The organism is Glutamicibacter sp., from assembly GCF_035257265.1.
In the GTDB taxonomy this organism is placed as follows: domain Bacteria; phylum Actinomycetota; class Actinomycetes; order Actinomycetales; family Micrococcaceae; genus Glutamicibacter.
Map to the genome: position 1 here is coordinate 105910 of NZ_DATEXC010000038.1, position 16281 is coordinate 122190.

14 protein-coding genes are annotated in these 16281 nt (G+C 53.8%); 10 read left to right on the forward strand and 4 right to left on the reverse strand.

Annotated elements, in window-relative coordinates; translation table 11 throughout:
- The first annotated feature begins 21 nt into the window (after positions 1 to 21).
- Complete coding sequence (locus VJ369_RS09230; RefSeq protein ID WP_324092096.1) at positions 22 to 498, forward strand: helix-turn-helix domain-containing protein; 477 nt, start codon at positions 22 to 24, stop codon at positions 496 to 498.
- A 62-nt stretch (positions 499 to 560) separates the two neighbouring features.
- Here the strand turns inward: VJ369_RS09230 and VJ369_RS09235 are convergent, their stop codons facing one another.
- Entirely contained in the window at positions 561 to 851 is a 291-nt protein-coding gene (locus VJ369_RS09235; RefSeq protein WP_324091784.1) for a hypothetical protein, read from the reverse strand.
- 677 nt (positions 852 to 1528) lie between these two features.
- On the opposite strand from VJ369_RS09235, the gene VJ369_RS09240 reads away from it, so the two are divergent.
- Genes VJ369_RS09240 through VJ369_RS09250 form a run of 3 tightly spaced genes read left to right on the forward strand, consistent with a single transcriptional unit; the run spans position 1529 to position 6146 of the window.
- On the forward strand, positions 1529 to 2554 hold the full coding sequence (locus VJ369_RS09240; protein ID WP_324091785.1) for a 3-oxoacyl-ACP synthase III: 1026 nt from the start codon (positions 1529 to 1531) through the stop codon (positions 2552 to 2554).
- Positions 2551 to 5139 (forward strand): alpha/beta fold hydrolase, encoded by a 2589-nt coding sequence (locus VJ369_RS09245; protein WP_414652639.1) that lies wholly within the window; start codon positions 2551 to 2553, stop codon positions 5137 to 5139. The genes VJ369_RS09240 and VJ369_RS09245 overlap by 4 nt, the downstream gene beginning before the upstream one ends.
- On the forward strand, positions 5136 to 6146 hold the full coding sequence (locus tag VJ369_RS09250) for an NAD-dependent epimerase/dehydratase family protein (RefSeq protein ID WP_324091786.1): 1011 nt from the start codon (positions 5136 to 5138) through the stop codon (positions 6144 to 6146). The genes VJ369_RS09245 and VJ369_RS09250 overlap by 4 nt, the downstream gene beginning before the upstream one ends.
- A gap of 281 nt (positions 6147 to 6427) precedes the next feature.
- On the opposite strand, the gene VJ369_RS09255 is transcribed toward VJ369_RS09250, so the two are convergent.
- A complete protein-coding gene (locus tag VJ369_RS09255; RefSeq protein ID WP_324091787.1) occupies positions 6428 to 7171 on the reverse strand; it encodes an IclR family transcriptional regulator in 744 nt (247 codons plus the stop codon).
- 274 nt (positions 7172 to 7445) lie between these two features.
- On the opposite strand from VJ369_RS09255, the gene VJ369_RS09260 reads away from it, so the two are divergent.
- Entirely contained in the window at positions 7446 to 8306 is an 861-nt protein-coding gene (locus tag VJ369_RS09260; RefSeq protein WP_324091788.1) for a prephenate dehydratase, read from the forward strand.
- Positions 8307 to 8652: 346 nt separating this feature from the next.
- Positions 8653 to 10053 (forward strand): NAD(P)/FAD-dependent oxidoreductase, encoded by a 1401-nt coding sequence (locus VJ369_RS09265; protein WP_324091789.1) that lies wholly within the window; start codon positions 8653 to 8655, stop codon positions 10051 to 10053.
- A gap of 149 nt (positions 10054 to 10202) precedes the next feature.
- On the opposite strand, the gene VJ369_RS09270 is transcribed toward VJ369_RS09265, so the two are convergent.
- Both VJ369_RS09270 and VJ369_RS09275 read right to left on the reverse strand, forming a co-directional pair.
- Positions 10203 to 10874 (reverse strand): response regulator, encoded by a 672-nt coding sequence (locus VJ369_RS09270; protein ID WP_324091790.1) that lies wholly within the window; start codon positions 10872 to 10874, stop codon positions 10203 to 10205.
- 10 nt (positions 10875 to 10884) lie between these two features.
- On the reverse strand, positions 10885 to 12462 hold the full coding sequence (locus VJ369_RS09275) for a sensor histidine kinase (protein WP_324091791.1): 1578 nt from the start codon (positions 12460 to 12462) through the stop codon (positions 10885 to 10887).
- A 249-nt stretch (positions 12463 to 12711) separates the two neighbouring features.
- Here VJ369_RS09275 and VJ369_RS09280 point away from each other — a divergent pair, with 249 nt between their 5' ends.
- From VJ369_RS09280 to VJ369_RS09295, 4 genes are read left to right on the forward strand one after another with little or no spacing between them, the layout of a single operon-like run.
- On the forward strand, positions 12712 to 13731 hold the full coding sequence (locus VJ369_RS09280; RefSeq protein WP_324091792.1) for a tripartite tricarboxylate transporter substrate binding protein: 1020 nt from the start codon (positions 12712 to 12714) through the stop codon (positions 13729 to 13731).
- Positions 13728 to 14231, forward strand: a complete 504-nt coding sequence (locus VJ369_RS09285; protein ID WP_096257836.1) for a tripartite tricarboxylate transporter TctB family protein — start codon at positions 13728 to 13730, stop codon at positions 14229 to 14231. Before VJ369_RS09280 ends, VJ369_RS09285 begins: the two co-directional genes overlap by 4 nt.
- The gene (locus tag VJ369_RS09290) at positions 14232 to 15854 is read left to right on the forward strand and encodes a tripartite tricarboxylate transporter permease (RefSeq protein ID WP_324091793.1); all 1623 of its coding nucleotides are present in this window, start codon (positions 14232 to 14234) and stop codon (positions 15852 to 15854) included. It abuts the gene before it with no gap.
- On the forward strand, positions 15851 to 16252 hold the full coding sequence (locus VJ369_RS09295; RefSeq protein ID WP_105678628.1) for a universal stress protein: 402 nt from the start codon (positions 15851 to 15853) through the stop codon (positions 16250 to 16252). Before VJ369_RS09290 ends, VJ369_RS09295 begins: the two co-directional genes overlap by 4 nt.
- Positions 16253 to 16281 lie beyond the last annotated feature (29 nt).

Consider the following 16281-nt stretch of genomic DNA (forward strand, 5'->3'; position numbering starts at 1 on the left):
CGGTAAGGAGCTGCTTTGACTATGCAATGGCAGGACTACGACACAGAAAATTGCTCTATTCAACGCACTCTGGAAGTCGTCGGTGAAAAGTGGAGTTTGCTGATAATCCGAGAAGCATTTAATGGAGTGCGTCGATTCGACGCGATACGCAGCCACCTAGGTGCTTCCGAAGCGATAATCTCCGCCCGGCTAAATTCCCTGGTGGCCAGCGGAATACTCGTAGCCACTCCATACAAGGAACCTGGCCACCGTACGCGTAACGAATATCGTCTCACCCCAAAGGGATTGGATCTTTACCCAATAATAATTTCACTGCTCCAATGGGGCGACAGATACGAGGCACATCCCGCCGGTCCACCATTACTCATCAAGCACCGAGGTTGTGGCGAGCAGGTTTCCACCGTGGTGCAGTGCGCGCTCGGGCACGTTCTAGACTCACCACGAAAGTCTCAGGTATCCCCCGGGCCCGGAGCGAAACTGCGTGGATCAACTCCTTAAATTTTCGATCCCGCAGGCAATCAATTTCGCAGCTTCCGGTGGATTTTTCAGCGCCACATCTCTTAGCGTTGGTCTGTGCGTCCGGCTTGCGGTAGAGCTACCGTTGCTTGTCCGAGACTTGACGCTCCGTCCAACATAGTGAGTCTGACCTTGACCTGCTCTAAATCAATTTTGAGCTGGTCAACAGTCTCACGGTAATTATTCAGCTCTCGCCTTCGACGCCTAGCAGCTCTGAAACCCATCACCGCGACGAGAATCATCAGTGGAACGGCGATGAGAAATGCCCAGCCGCTCTTCGTGAAAAAATCCAGGGCTAACGGAAGCGCCTGCTGGAACGCCACGAGTGAGTTCACACTTCCAACCATTGACTGGAGTGCGGAATTTAAGGGGTCCAAGTATTGCCCGACAAGAGGTGTCTCGCTCAGGGAGGGTGCACTAAGTGGGACGGTTCCCTCCTGTGCCCATCTAGGATCCCCGACGGTTCGCAAAACGTAGATCCCCGCGCCGGCGTTAAGCACTGCAAAGAGCATCACAGAACTAAGTGCCACCCATTGCAGCTGTCGTCGACGCCAGATGCCCATCCCTACAGCGAAAATCGCGAGGCATACCCAAATCGCAACCGATAGGTCTTCTCGACTTAATCCGCGTAGTAGATCCATTAGATTTCCCGCCTATTTGCAGTAGGAGCGCCATCGGGCCCGCAGTTCAAGGCCAGCCTACCGGAGGATAAATTAGTGCCACGGGTTGCAGAACCTAATTCCTTGCACTCCCAGAGTTAGCCATCACTGGATTATTCCGCAAAAAATATTACTGTGCAGTAACTCATGGTGGTCGGATGAGCGAAATATAGCCAAAAAGACTGTGAGTTTCTTGCTAACCGCTGAAAATAGCGTGCCCGTGTACGCACTGTGCACCAACAAGGAATACGGTAGAGATAGACGTTTTTTTATTATTGCCCGTAAAGCATCTAACTACTTCTACTTCGTTGCGTCCAAGCACGGCGCAACAGCTCCGACACAAAGGCTACATTTTGAACGGCAACGCCACTTTTAAACACCACAACGTGGCCCTCTTAGCGGTAAATAGCGTACTTGCACCAGAGGTCATGAGTTCAGCAGAATTCGACGAGCGCCTGGCTCCAAGCCTCAAGCGCCTCCGTCTTTCCAAAAAGTTGCTTGAACGGGTGTCGGGCGTAAAAGAACGCCGTTGGTGGTCTGAGGGTGTCGAGTTCGACGACGCTGCAATCGTTGCTGGTAAAAATGCGCTGACGCAGGCAGGTGTGGAGCCGGGCGAGATTGGTCTCCTGATTAATACCTCAGTCACCCGCCGCAACCTAGAGCCTTCGGTAGCTTCCAAGATTCATAATGGTTTGGGTTTACCATCCTCTGCTATGAATTTTGACATAACAAATGCCTGCCTAGGATTCGTCAACGGTATGAGCTTGGCAGCAAACATGATTGATTCGGGGCAGATCAAGTACGCCCTGATCGTGGCTGGTGAAGATTCCCGCCCAACTCAGGAAACAACATTCCGGCGGCTGAATGATGAGAGCTCTACTCGTGAAGATTACATGCGCGAGTTTGCGACTCTGACTCTTGGTTCGGGCGCAGCTGCAGCCGTCATTGGCCCAGCAGATCTGCACCCGGACGGACACCGCATCATTGGTGGCGTCTCCCGCGCCGGTACCGAACACCACGAACTGTGCGTAGGTGGCCCGGCAGGAATGTACACCGACACCAAGGGGCTGTTAGACAACGGCCTAGAACTGGTGGTAAATGCCTGGGATGAAGCTCAAGCATCCGGATGGAACTGGAAGTCCATGGATCGGTATGTCACCCACCAAGTTTCCAAGTCCTACACCAACGCCATCATCAAGGCTGTGGGCCTAGTCAAGGATCGCGTTCCGATCACCTTCTCCAAGTGGGGAAACGTTGGCCCAGCCTCCTTGCCGATGACCTTGTCACAGGAAGCTGACACCTTGAAGCCAGGTGACCGCGTTCTGTGTATGGGTGTTGGGTCAGGATTAAATACCGCGATGATGGAGATTGCCTGGTGACCGAGCTTTTCCCCGGTGTAGACGGAATTTATTCGACTTATCTTGAGGTTCCTTCGACTTCAAAAGTGGATGATCCAGGGACGCTTCACATGTGGCATCTGCTCGATAACGAAGAAGAACTTCTAGCACGAGGAATTGAGCCCATCGGCACCCTCGTGTGTGTCCATGGCAACCCAACGTGGTCTTACCTATGGCGCAGCCTGTTGAACCATGTTTCGGCTAATGCTCTGCCGTGGCGTGTCGTCGCCGTGGATCAGCTAGATATGGGATTCTCCGCGCGTACCGGGAAGTTCCGTCGATTAGCGGACCGAGTTAATGATTTGGGAGATCTCATTGACTCACTCGGGCTCAGCGGCAAGGTCACTACCGTGGGGCATGACTGGGGTGGCGTCATTTCTCTGGGATGGGCCACCAGACATCAGGATCAGCTGGCCAACGTCATTTTAACTAACACCGCGATTCATCCTGCTGGCTTTGAACTGCCCGCAGCATTGAAGCTCGCTTCACATCCTGCGGTTCATGGTTGGGGCACGAAGACCACCAGCGCATTCTTACAGGTAACCCACTCGCTGGCCCAGCCTGCGCTTGATCCAGAAGTCCGCAAAGCATTCATGGCTCCCTACACAAGTGCTGCCAAACGCGAGGGCGTAGCGAACTTTGTGGCAGATATTCCTTTCGCCGACGAACATCCCAGCCGCTCAACTCTGAACGAAATTGCACAGGCCGTGCGCACACTCACCGTTCCGGCCTTGATGTTGTGGGGTCCAAAAGATCCAGTCTTCTCAGACCGCTATCTGCGCGACCTGATGGGTCGACTCCCGCACGCTCAGGTGCACCGTTTCGAGGGCGCCAGCCATTTGGTAGGCGAGGACAAAGATATCGCCACCCCAATGTTTGACTGGTTATCCAGCAGTCAGAACTCCACAAATTCTTCGCGAGCAGACAGCCTAGCTGCCTACCGGCCAATGCTCGCAGAGTTGGATTCACGCACCGCAGACCACAGCGTTGCTGTGGTAGATATTAATCCTCCACGCTCGCTTTCCTGGTCAGAGTTGGGTCAACGAGTCAATGCTTTGGCCGCGGGACTTCAGGAAATTGGTGTCAAGGCCGGCGACCGAATTAATTTACTTGTTCCCCCGGGCATTGAGCTAACAACTTTGATCTATGCTTGCCTGCGTTTAGGGGCCGTCATAGTGGTGGCTGATGCTGGACTCGGCACCAAGGGTATGGGACGTGCCATCAAGGGCGCTGGGCCAAGCTATCTTATTGGAATTGACCGTGCACTCACCGGAGCACGACTATTCAACTGGCCAGGTACCAAAATCTCAGTGGACACCTTGCCTGCTGCCAAGCGCAAACTCTTAGGCGTTGAGCATTCTCTTGCCGAGCTCTACGACGTAGGAAACAAGCTGGTGCCAAAGGCTTCAAATTCCGTGCCCGCCGAACCAGACGCTGACGCCGCGGTGCTCTTCACTTCTGGCTCGACCGGCCCCGCCAAGGGTGTTGTTTATACACACCGTCAGTTGGGCGCAATGCGTGACACCCTGCGCGAAACTTACAATCTCAAAGCCGGTTCTGCTCTTGTTGCTGGCTTTGCGCCGTTTGCTTTGCTTGGTCCGGCATTGGGCGCAACCTCGGTCACTCCAGATATGGATGTCACCGCACCCCGAACGCTGACTGCCGCGGCCTTAGCAGATGCTGCGGTAGCCGTAGATGCAACAACGGTATTTGCCTCACCCGCAGCACTGGCCAACGTTTTGGAAACCAAGAATTCTCTGGATGCAACTCACCGGAAGACTCTCGCAAATGTTTCGGTGATGCTCTCGGCTGGTGCACCTATTCCAGAGCCATTGTTAGCCAAAGTCCAAGAGCTAGTACCTAACGCACAGGTACACACACCGTATGGCATGACCGAGGCACTTCCCGTCACAGATATCGACCTTGCGGGTATTCGCGCCGCGGGCCAGGGCAACGGTGTATGCGTTGGTACGGCCGTTGCTGGCGCAAAGGTAGCGATTGCCCCTATAGATTCGATGGGAATCGCGGGAGACCAACCGCAGTACGCCCCTCACGTCACCGGTGAAATTCTGGTTCGCGCCCCACATGTCAAGGATCGTTATGACCGGCTGTGGGTTACCGAGCAGGTGAGCATTTCAATCCCGGGTTGGCACAGGACTGGAGATGTTGGACATCTAGATGATGACGGAAGGCTCTGGGTAGAGGGCCGACTGGGGCATGTACTGAGCACCGCTGAAGGGGCTATTACCCCGGTGGCCGCTGAACACGCAGTTGAGTCTGTGTCCGGCGCTGGTCGCGCCGCATTGGTAGGCGTAGGACCGGCTGGCACACAGGCCGCCGTTGTAGTGATGGAAACAATTCCACCGGCGCGCAAAGCAGGCCCGGCAAGTAACGAGTTATCGCAAAAAGTACGCAGTGCCGTCGCGGAAACCGGCGTGGATGTGGCTGCGGTTTTGATTGTGCCATCGCTGCCGACTGACATTCGCCATAACTCCAAAATCGATCGTGCCGCACTAGCTACTTGGGCAACTGCCACGCTGGCCGGCGGTAGGGTACGCAAGCCATGAGCACAGCCGTGAATAAACCAGAACCTCGTCGTGTCTTGGTTACCGGAGCCAGCGGGATGCTCGGCGGGGCGGTAGCTGAGCTATTGCGCGGCAAAGGACACCACGTTCGAACTTTCCAGCGCGGCACTTCGAGCCAAGCGACGGACGAGATCCGCGGCTCACTCACCGATAAGGATGCAGTGGCTACAGCCGTGCAATCCATGGATGCGGTGATTCATCTGGCCGCGAAGGTCTCCTTCACCGGACATTGGAACGAATTTTTCGCCACAAATATTGATGGAACAGCAAATTTGTTAGCAGCTGCGAAAAGCGCTGGCATCAAGGATTTTGTTTTTGTTTCTTCCCCTTCGGTCGCTCATTTCGGCGATTCGCTGGCGGGCGCATCAGCAGGAATTGCGGACCCGAATTTGGCTCGCGGTAACTACGCTCGCTCTAAGGCAGCTGCTGAGCTAAATGCATTGGCCGAGGACTCCCCCGAATTCCGGGTGGCTGCCATTCGGCCACACGTGGTGTGGGGTCCTGGCGATACCCAACTGGTTGAGCGTGTGGTTGACCGTGCCAAGAGCGGCCGGCTTCCACTGCTAGACAGTGGTGTGGCACTTATTGACACTACTTACATTGATAATGCAGCCTCCGCGATTGTTCGCGGGATGGAACGCATGGATTACGCCCACGGACGTGCGCTTGTGGTCACCAATGGTGAGCCTCGCCCGGTGGGGGAACTCATTGCTGGAATCTGCAAGGCTGGTGGAGCTCCGGCCCCGAAGCTCAATGTTCCTGGCTGGTTAGCGCGCGGTGCGGGCTCAGTTATCGAGAAAGTCTGGTTGGCCGCAGGTTCGCGCAATCTAGTGCATGATGAGCCGCCGATGACTCGGTTCTTGGCCGAGCAGCTTTCAACCGCTCACTGGTTTGACCAGCGCGAGACGCATGAAGTGCTGGATTGGAAGCCAACGGTGAGACTTGACGCAGGCTTGGCAAAACTTGCAGCCCACTATGGGCAGTTGTAAGTCAAAAGTACGCAGTCTTTAGTCCTGTGGCAGTGTCGGTTCCAGACAGCGCGACCCCGAAGTCTTGGGGGAATCTTCGGGGCCGCTATCCTGAACGTTGGTTTCCCGGGTCTTGGGGGTACTCGGGAAATACTGCGCAGGACGTTTAGAGGCTGTCTGGAATGCTAGATATCGCAGTTGGTCCGTAGCACTCGCGCTACATCTTGGATTTCTAGATTCCTGCTGACCTTCTATGCGTCCATCATCGCTGGTGGGCCAACTGGTCAACAAGAGACAAGATTTCAAATACTGATAAGAGATGGCCCCATTGCCAGACCGAGACGTCTCGCAGCCCTCTTAAGACTTGCTTCTTCGCCTTCCAGCAGCTTGCGTTGCGAAGGTAAAGACACTGCAATCGCGCCAACCATCCCGTTATTCTGGATGGGAGCCGCGTGACAGGAAATACCAAGTAGATATTCTTCTTTATCTGACCAGATCTTAGAACCGACGGACAGGTTGCGTTCCAGTCCGCCGCGGCTAGTAATGGTGTTAGGCGTTAGATCATAAAGATCGTGCCGGTTGATGTAATCATCACGCAGTTCGTCGCTAAGGTTTGCCAGAATCGCCTTGCCGAATGCCGTTGCATGCCCGGACTCATGCACGCCTACCCACAAATCCACGCTTCGCCCCTCGGGACCTTCGACCATTGCTAGGAGTTGGATCTCGTCATCCTGGTAGGAGGTTAAATACGTTGCTGCGCCAAGCTCATCACTCAACGACCGGAGCACCGGACGAACCCGTGGCACCAGTTCTTGGATCGCGTCATTTTGCACCGTAAGTGAGGATGCGCCGAGCGCATACCCACCATCAATTTTGCACAGGTAACCCTCAAATTCGAGGGTCCGCAATAGGTGATAGGTCGTGGGTAAGGGGAATTCGGTGATTCGTGCGAGCTTCTTCGCCGAAATGGCAGTACCGCTCGCCGCAACAGCCTCCAAAAGGCGCAATGCCTTCTGCACCGACCCAATCAAAGTTGGTTGTGCCACTTCACACCCCCATGAAAAGCTGAGATCCCAAAAACAGCAGTGAGCTACATCATAACCTAAGCTGATTAGAACCGTTGCAGTTCTAAATGCTGTCAAATTTTATATCTACACAAATCGATACTCACCGTGATATCTGGCTTCATGCGAACGACCAGACAGATATTCCTGGGGAATTTCACTCCCTGAGATTGTCAGCAACATTCGTAGATCAGCCACTTCGAAACATCCTTGCTAGCATTCATCGGTGGCGAGCACTCTGCGCTAAATTGAACTAATGAGCAAAAAGATTTCCTATCAGGGCGAAGCCGGATCCAATTCGAATATGGCCTGCACCGAGCAGTTCCCCGATATGGAAGCCATACCTTGTGCGAGCTTTGAAGACGCTTTCGCCATGGTAGAAAGCGGCGACGCCGACCTTGCCATGATTCCCATTGAGAACTCGATTGCAGGACGAGTTGCCGATATTCACGTTTTACTTCCCGAATCCGGACTACAGATTGTCGGCGAGCACTATTTGCGTATCCGTTTTGACCTGTTGGGACTTCCTGGAAGCAGCATTGAAAATGCTACCGAAGTCCATAGTCATATCCATGCGCTAGGGCAGTGTCGCAAGATCATCCGTGAGCACAAGCTGACACCAGTGATTGCTGGAGACACCGCAGGTTCAGCGCGCGAGGTCCGCGATTGGAACGACCCAAGCAAGCTATCTCTGGCACCACCACTTGCTGCCGAACTTTACGGACTAGAAGTACTAGCTTCTTCAGTTGAAGACGACGAAACGAACACCACCCGTTTCGTCGTTCTTGCACGGAAGCAAGAGCTCCCCGCGCGCTCTAAACTACCCGAATCTGTGATCACCACTCTGGTCTTCCAAGCTCGCAACGTACCTAGCGCACTGTACAAAGCTTTAGGCGGATTTGCTACCAATGGGGTAAACCTGACCCGCATGGAAAGTTACATGCTCGACTCAAGTTTCGCTGCCACAATTTTCATGGTTGACATTGAAGGCCATCCCGAAGATCTACCGGTACGCCTTGCCTTAGAAGAGTTGGACTTCTTCACTTGGGAAATCAAGATACTCGGTACCTACGCAGCAAGTGAACACCGCCAAAAAGTCTCTGCCTCCTTCGTGTAAAAGTTGGCAGCTCATTAGTCTCCGAACCACCGGAACTCGCCCATAGAAGTTGGCGTTATTTGCTATGCCCGACGGCGAATTATCGAGCACGAATTTCACCGAATCGACGTCAAACCACCCCTTCAATAGCTGCTTTAAAATTCCAAAAAATGAATAACTGGTAAACTCAAGGCTGAAGTCCTTTGAACAGGACAAGTTTCTCCTCGACATGCGAACGTTTTAATGCGTGACTAGTCGACTGGTTTGAAAGCATTTTTGTTGAATTGCGCGACACTGACGAACTCGATTATTCATTCGATTCCCGGCGCGCAACTGATATGAGGCTTAGCTAGCCGGAGAGGTACATTTGACTCAACGCGTCGCAATCATTGGAGCAGGACCCAGCGGCATTGCCCAGCTGCGGGCATTCGATTCTGCCAAGAAATCCGGGCGAGAGATCCCTGAGCTCGTCTGCTTTGAAAAGCAAGACGACTGGGGAGGCCAGTGGAATTACAACTGGCGCAGCGGTATCGACAAGTACGGTGAACCAGTTCATTCAAGCATGTACCGCAACCTGTGGTCCAACGGCCCCAAGGAAGCCCTGGAATTCGCCGAGTACACCTTTGATGAGCATTTTGGCCGCCCAATTTCTTCCTACCCACCACGTGCAGTGCTGTGGGATTACATCAATGGGCGTGCTGCGAAGTCCGATGTTAAAAAGCACGTTCGCTTCGCTACCGTGGTGCGTTGGGTTGATTTTGACGAGAGCACCAACGTATTTACTGTCACCACCGAAGATCTCAAGACCGGACAAACAGAAACTTCCGAATTCGATCACGTCATTGTGGGCTCCGGACATTTCAGCTTCCCCAACGTCCCAGACTTTAAGGGCATTGAAACTTTCCCTGGCGAGTTAATGCATGCCCACGATTTCCGCGGAGCTGAACGCTTGGCAGATAAAGATGTTCTGCTGATCGGAGCCAGCTATTCGGCTGAAGACATTGGCGTCCAATCATTCAAAATGGGCGCACGCTCAGTTACGTATAGCTACCGCTCAGGGCCTATGGGGTTCGACTGGCCTGAAGGCATTGAGGAACTTCCCCTCATTGACCGCTTCGAAGGTTCAATCGCGCACTTCAGCAACGGCATATCCCGCTCATTTGATACGGTCATTCTGTGTACCGGATACTTGCACCACTATCCATTCTTGCCCTCAGAACTTGCGTTGAATTCACCAAACAATGTTTACCCAGATACCTTGTACCGCGGTGTTGTTTCTGAAAATAACGACAGCCTGTACTACCTTGGTGCCCAGGATCAATGGTTCACCTTTAACATGTTTGATGCCCAGGCTTGGTACGTTCGCGATCTAATTTTGGGCGAGCTAACTGTGCCTTCTCCGAGCGAACAACGCGAAAGCATCGCTGCATGGCTTGAACGTTTTAACGCTATCGAAACAGCAGAAGACGAAGTGAAATTCCAGGCCGACTACATCCGGGACCTCATTGAACAGACGGACTACCCAATGTTTGATTTGGATGAAGTCACCCGAACCTTCATGGCTTGGAAAACGGATAAAAAGAAAAATATCCTTACCTACCGCGATAAGGTTTATCGTTCAGTGATGACCGGTACGATGGCGGACAAGCACCACACTCCATGGCTCAGCGAACTGGATGACAGCATGGAACGCTACATTTCCGCTGCCCCGCGAGAAAAACTCGAAGATCTCGCCTTACACGAGCATTCCAAGTCGAGCAAGGCTTAGCTAGATCTTGACCTTGAACTTGCAACACTACCCTTGAGCGCATGGTGGCCTTGCACCGAGTACCTGGTGCAAGGCCACAGCCATATCTAGATCTTTACTCGACTCAGATCCTTCGAGCCTGCTTCAAATCTGATGCCACGTTTTAACGGCTATATATTCCACGAGTACCGGCGTTCGGGCCGGCCCACTCCCCCATAACGCAGATTTACCTGTGCCAGATTTTCTTCGGCCAAATACTCCAGATACCGGCGAGCGCTCACCCGTGAAGTACCGAGTTTTTCTGCAGTTTCGGTGGCGGAAATGGGTTGCGCCGCCTCCTTGACGATGTTTTCTACCAGTGTCATAGTTTCGGCGCTGCATCCCTTAGGCAATGGCCGGCGATTTTGTCCGCTGAGTCCAAAAAGCCGATTGACGTCTGCTTGTTGCAGTTCTTGATCGGCTTGATGCAGTGGCTGGTAGGTTTTCAGATAGTGTTCGAGCCGTTCGTGTAAGTCTTCCCGGGAGAACGGCTTCATCAGGTAGTGCACGATTCCGCCACGAAGCGCCCGTCGCACGGTGTCCATTTCGCGTGCCGCGCTGATGACTAGCACGTCGAGGTCTGGCTGAATGTCGCGCAAGCGTTGCAACAGGTCTAGGCCGTTCATGTCGGGCAGGTGGATATCGAGCAAGACGAGGTCCGGTGACAACGCAGTGGCTGCTATCAGTGCATCTTTGGCCGAGTGGGCTACCCCCACCACGGAGAATCCTGGCTCGTTGTTAACGAAGCCGGAGTGAACCTTGGCGACCATGAAGTCATCATCAATCACCAGTACTTTGATCACGAGTTGTTTCCTACTTCCTGAGTGTGGCGGTGAATTGTGCGCCATCAGCGTTGATGGCTTGCACATCCCCTGCGCGCCGCCGGCAGACTAGCCTGGTTAGTGCCAGCCCAAAGCCTCTTCCGCCGGATACTGTGGTGTCTTTGGTTGAGAATCCTTGAGTAAAGATCTCATTAATTGCCGCGTCATCTATCCCGGATCCATTATCGCTTACCTGAACGATTACGTGAGTTTCGGACTCTTCTATGCGTAGCCCGATTTGAGGTTGAGTTACTTCTGCTACCGCATCCATCGCGTTATCCACGAGATTGCCGATAACCGTGGTGAGGTCTCGTGCTAGTTGCTCATCATTACGCCCAAGATGTGAATTTTCTGCGACGTTTAGCTTGATCCCCCTCTCGGTGGCGACACTGGCCTTCGCGATCAATAGTGCAGCAATAGTCGGCTCGTTAATCCTGGCCGCAACGTCTTCAAAGAGCTTGCTTCGGCTGAAGCTCACCCCATCAATGAAACCCACTACTTCGTCATATTCACCTAGTTGGATCAGCCCCGAGATGGCATGCAGCTGGTTGGCGAATTCGTGGGTCTGTGCCCGCAACATATCCGATGTTGCTTTACTGTCGCCTAATTCCTGTTCCAGGAGGGTCAACTCGGTTCGGTCGCGAAAGGTCGTGACTGATCCGAGGTCGCGCCCGGCGACAGCCACCGGCATTCTGTTGAAGACAAGGACTTTCTCGGCAACGAGAAATTGACGATCGGGGTGGTTCTGTTTGGTGGTCAGTGCCCGGGTCACTTGAGGTGCGACTTTTAGCTGTTCCAGTGTCTGTCCTACACAGTCACTGGGCAGCTGAAGCAGCGCAATAGCAATGTCGTTGGCCAGCATCACTCGCTGGTCTGGGGAGATGGAGACGATTCCTTCTTTGACCCCATGGAGCAGGGCTTCGCGGTGTTCGAAGAGTTCTGAGATTTCCCGGGGTTCCATGCCACGAGTTTGATGTTTAACTCTTCTGGAGAGAAGCACCGAGCCGACCGTTCCCAAAAGCACGGAAACCAAGAGCGTAAATAAAGCGCTGGGTGCGATCTCACGGATAACCGCTTGCGTTGAAGGATATTTTTGTCCGGCGCTGACGATGCCCACCATTTTCCCCTCATCGTCTAGAACCGGCACTTGCGCGATCAGCACATGATTTCCATTGCGCCAAATGTCTCCGGTCCACCCTCGACCCTCTACTACCTGCGATTGCTGATGAAGAATCGAGGTTCCTACCTCATCCGGGAAGCTGGAGGTGATGACATCGCCTTGCGGGTTAGCGACTGTGACGAATTGCAGTCCAGAGGTGCTTCGTACCGATTCCGCCATGGCTGGTAACGCTGAGCCCATTTCTGGTTCGGCTCCCGGAAGAAGAACGCGCATCAGCGGGTTAGCAGCGAGCGATTCGGCTGCTGCAAGACTGCGTCTACCTTCTTCTTGCTCAAAATTATTTGTTGCCTGAGTTGTGGAAACCACTACGACACCGGTAAGTACCACGGCAATGATCAGCAGCTGTAGGACGAGGTACTGCGCTGCCAGTGAGATTCGGTTGGGCAACATTTTGCCGAACCATACCTTGATCGTCCGCACTGCCCCACCTCCCGCCTACGTTTTGTTTTCACCGGACATTCCAGTCTCACGGGTTTACCCGTGCAACTGGCAACTTTACCGATAAATATCATGAAGCAGATCACAATTTTTGGTTACACAATGAACAGTATTTTCTTTGCGTACGCAAGAGTGACCTGCTTCACCCTTGTGCTTAGAGTTGAACTATTCGCACCCGATGAAAGCAAAGAGGCTGAATCAATGAAAACCTTCAAATCCATGCGTGTCATGGCAGCAGTTGCCGCTGCAGCAGCGCTGGCCCTAACCGGCTGTGGCGTCACAAGCTCCGGTTCCGGCTCCGATTCCAGCACTTCCCCCAGCGCCGAGAGCGGCCCGCTGAAGGATCTGCGCATCATGGTTCCTAATACTCCCGGCGGCGGTTACGACACCACCGCTCGTGTGGCAGCCAAGGTCATGGACGATGCTGACATCGCAGCAAACCTGGAAGTCTTCAACCTTGCCGGTGCTGGCGGCACCGTAGGTCTTGCACGACTAGTCAATGAAAAGGGCAATGGAGATCTGGCCATGTTGATGGGGCTTGGCGTAGTGGGCGCTAGCTACACCAATGAATCAGATGCCAAACTCACCGAGACCACCCCGATTGCCAAGCTCATCGAAGAGCCAGGCGCCATCATGGTCTCCAAGGATTCCCCATACAAGACCATTGACGACCTAGTCGCAGCTTGGAAGAAAGATCCAGGAAAGCTCTCGGTCGGCGGCGGCTCCTCACCAGGCGGTCCGGATCACCTGTTGCCAATGCAGCTAGCAGAAGCAGTGGGCATCGATCCCAAGAAGGTGAACTTCGTTTCCTACGACGGCGGTGGCGATCTTCTTCCAGCCATCTTGGGCAACAAGCTCGCATTCGCAGCCTCCGGCGCTGGTGAATACATGCAGCAGATCGAAGAGGGCTCGGTTCGTGTGCTGGCTACCAGCGGCGAAAAGCGTCTCGAAGGTGTGGATTCTCCAACCCTGAAGGAATCCAACATTGATCTAGTCTTCTCCAACTGGCGCGGACTAGTAGCCCCACCGGAGATCTCAGATGCGGATAAGGCCAAGTGGACCGATGCCATTACTAAGATGCACGAGTCTGAAGGTTGGAAGGAAGCATTGAAGACCAACGGTTGGACCGATGCCTTCATGACCGGTGACGATTTCTCAGCATTCCTTACCGAGCAGGATGAGCGCGTAGCCAGCGTACTCAAGACCCTGGGTCTGGCGTGAGCGAAGTAACCACAGTGAAGAAGAAGCGCGTCGAACTCCTGTTCGCCGCGTTTCTTTTTCTGGTGGGAATCATTGTGTTCGTTGATGCGTCGCAACTTCATGTGACGTACTCCCAAGCCGATGTGGTGGGCCCTAAGGCTCTGCCCTACGCGGTCTCTGGGATTCTGGTTCTGTCATCTATTGCCCTGGCCATCACCGTTCTCCGCGGAAACCTGGCGGAGGGCGAAGAAGGCGAAGACGTTGATCTGAGCCAGCCCTCAGACTGGAAGGTTCTTCTACCGCTGTTGGCGGCCTTCGTGATCAACATTTTACTGATCAATACCGCTGGCTGGGTTATCTCGGGAACGATCTTGTTCTTTGGCTCCGCAGTGGCATTGGGAAGTCGCCGATATGTACTGACAGCTCTCATCTCCATAGCGATGGCTTTTGGCACGTTCTACGGCTTCTATCTAGGTTTGGGAATCAAACTTCCAGCCGGAATTCTCTCGGGGGTGCTGTAAATGGAAACTCTAAGTCTCCTCATGGATGGCTTCGCCTCAGCATTAACACCTATCAACTTGTTGTTCGCGCTCGTTGGAGTGATCCTCGGTACCGCGGTGGGTGTCTTGCCAGGTATTGGGCCGGCTATGGCAGTTGCGCTGTTGCTTCCTGTCACCTACGGCATGGAAACTTCCAGTGCCTTGATCATGTTCGCGGGTATTTACTACGGCGGCATGTACGGTGGCTCGACCACCTCGATCCTGCTCAACACTCCGGGTGAGTCTTCAACGGTTATCACTGCCATTGAGGGACACAAGATGGCAAAGAACGGTCGTGCAGCCCAGGCGCTCGCTACCGCAGCCATTGGTTCATTCGTTGCAGGCACCATCGGCACCGCTCTGCTGGTCGGTTTCGCACCGATCGTGGTGAAGTTTGCGGTCAGCCTTGGCGCACCAAGTTACTTCGCCATCATGGTCCTCGCATTGATCACCGTGACTGCAGTCCTAGGGTCCTCAAAGATTCGTGGCTTCGCAGCCTTGGGTCTTGGTCTGGCCATTGGTTTGGTTGGCATGGATCCGGTTTCCGGACAGAGCCGTCTGACCTTCGGCTTTGCTCCTTTGGTTGATGGTTTAGATATCGTAGTGGTCGCCGTAGCTATTTTTGCCATCGGTGAGGCACTTTGGATTGCAGCTCATCTACGCAGCAATCCATCACGCACCATTCCGGTAGGCCGTCCGTGGATGGGCAAGGAAGACTGGAAGCGTTCGTGGAAGCCTTGGTTGCGCGGCACCGCGTATGGATTCCCGTTCGGCGCACTTCCTGCAGGTGGCGCTGAGGTACCGACCTTCTTGTCCTATGTGACGGAAAAGAAGCTTTCAAAGCATCCCGAAGAATTCGGTCATGGTGCTATCGAAGGAGTCGCAGGTCCTGAAGCTGCCAACAATGCATCAGCTGCCGGTACGCTCACTCCGATGCTTGCACTTGGTCTACCGACCAATGCCACTGCTGCGGTCATGCTGGCCTTCCTGACTATGAAGGGGATCCAGCCAGGTCCATTGCTCTTTGAAAATGAGCCGGCCTTGGTTTGGACCTTGATTGCCAGCCTGTTTATTGGCAACACCTTGCTATTGCTGATCAACCTGCCTTTGGCGCCAGTCTGGGCCAAGCTGTTGAAAATCCCACGTCCATTCTTGTATGCAGGAATCTTGTTCTTCGCCACCTTGGGCGCGTTCTCTGTCAACATGCAGACTGCAGACCTATGGCTGTTGTTGTTGATCGGTATTCTCGGCTTTGCACTTCGCCGTTTCGGTCTGCCGATTCTTCCACTGATCCTCGGTGTGATTATTGGTCCAATGGCCGAGCAACAACTGCGTAAATCATTCCAGCTTAGTGCCGGCGAGATTTCAGGTCTGTGGAGTGAACCAGTAGCAGTCACGGTGTACATCATCATTGCTATTCTGTTGCTCGTCCCATTGGTCCTCTCGATCCTTCGCAAATCACGTGGTGGTTCTTCAGAGCTCACCGCAGGCCTCGCAGCAGGTGGAATGATTAGTGAAGACGAACTGGATAAAGTCGAATCTCAGCAGACATCGAGCGGACGCCATTCGGCCGAAGACGATCTGGATGGAAAGGATAAGCCATGACAGTTGTTGTTGGATATCTGCCCACTCCACAAGGAGAAGCGGCGCTAGAACAGGCAATCGTCGAGGCGCAGCGTGCCAAGGTGAAGCTTGTGGTGGTGAACTCCTCCAAGGGCGACGCATTGGTCGATGATCGACTGATTGATGCCCGAGAATTTCATCTCCTCGAAGAACGACTTACCTCGGCGGGGTTGGATTTCTGGATCGAACGCTCCGCACAAGGTCACGATGCCGCAGATGAGGTATTGCGAGTTGCCCAAGCGCAACGAGCCCAGCTCATCGTGATCGGTTTGCGAAAACGAACCACTGTCGGAAAATTCATCATGGGCAGCACCGCGCAACGCATCCTGATGCAGGCAGGTTGTCCGGTCCTCTCGGTGAAGGCCGACGGCGCCTGGTAGAGATAATTAAAAGTGAAGCCGGTTGTGCA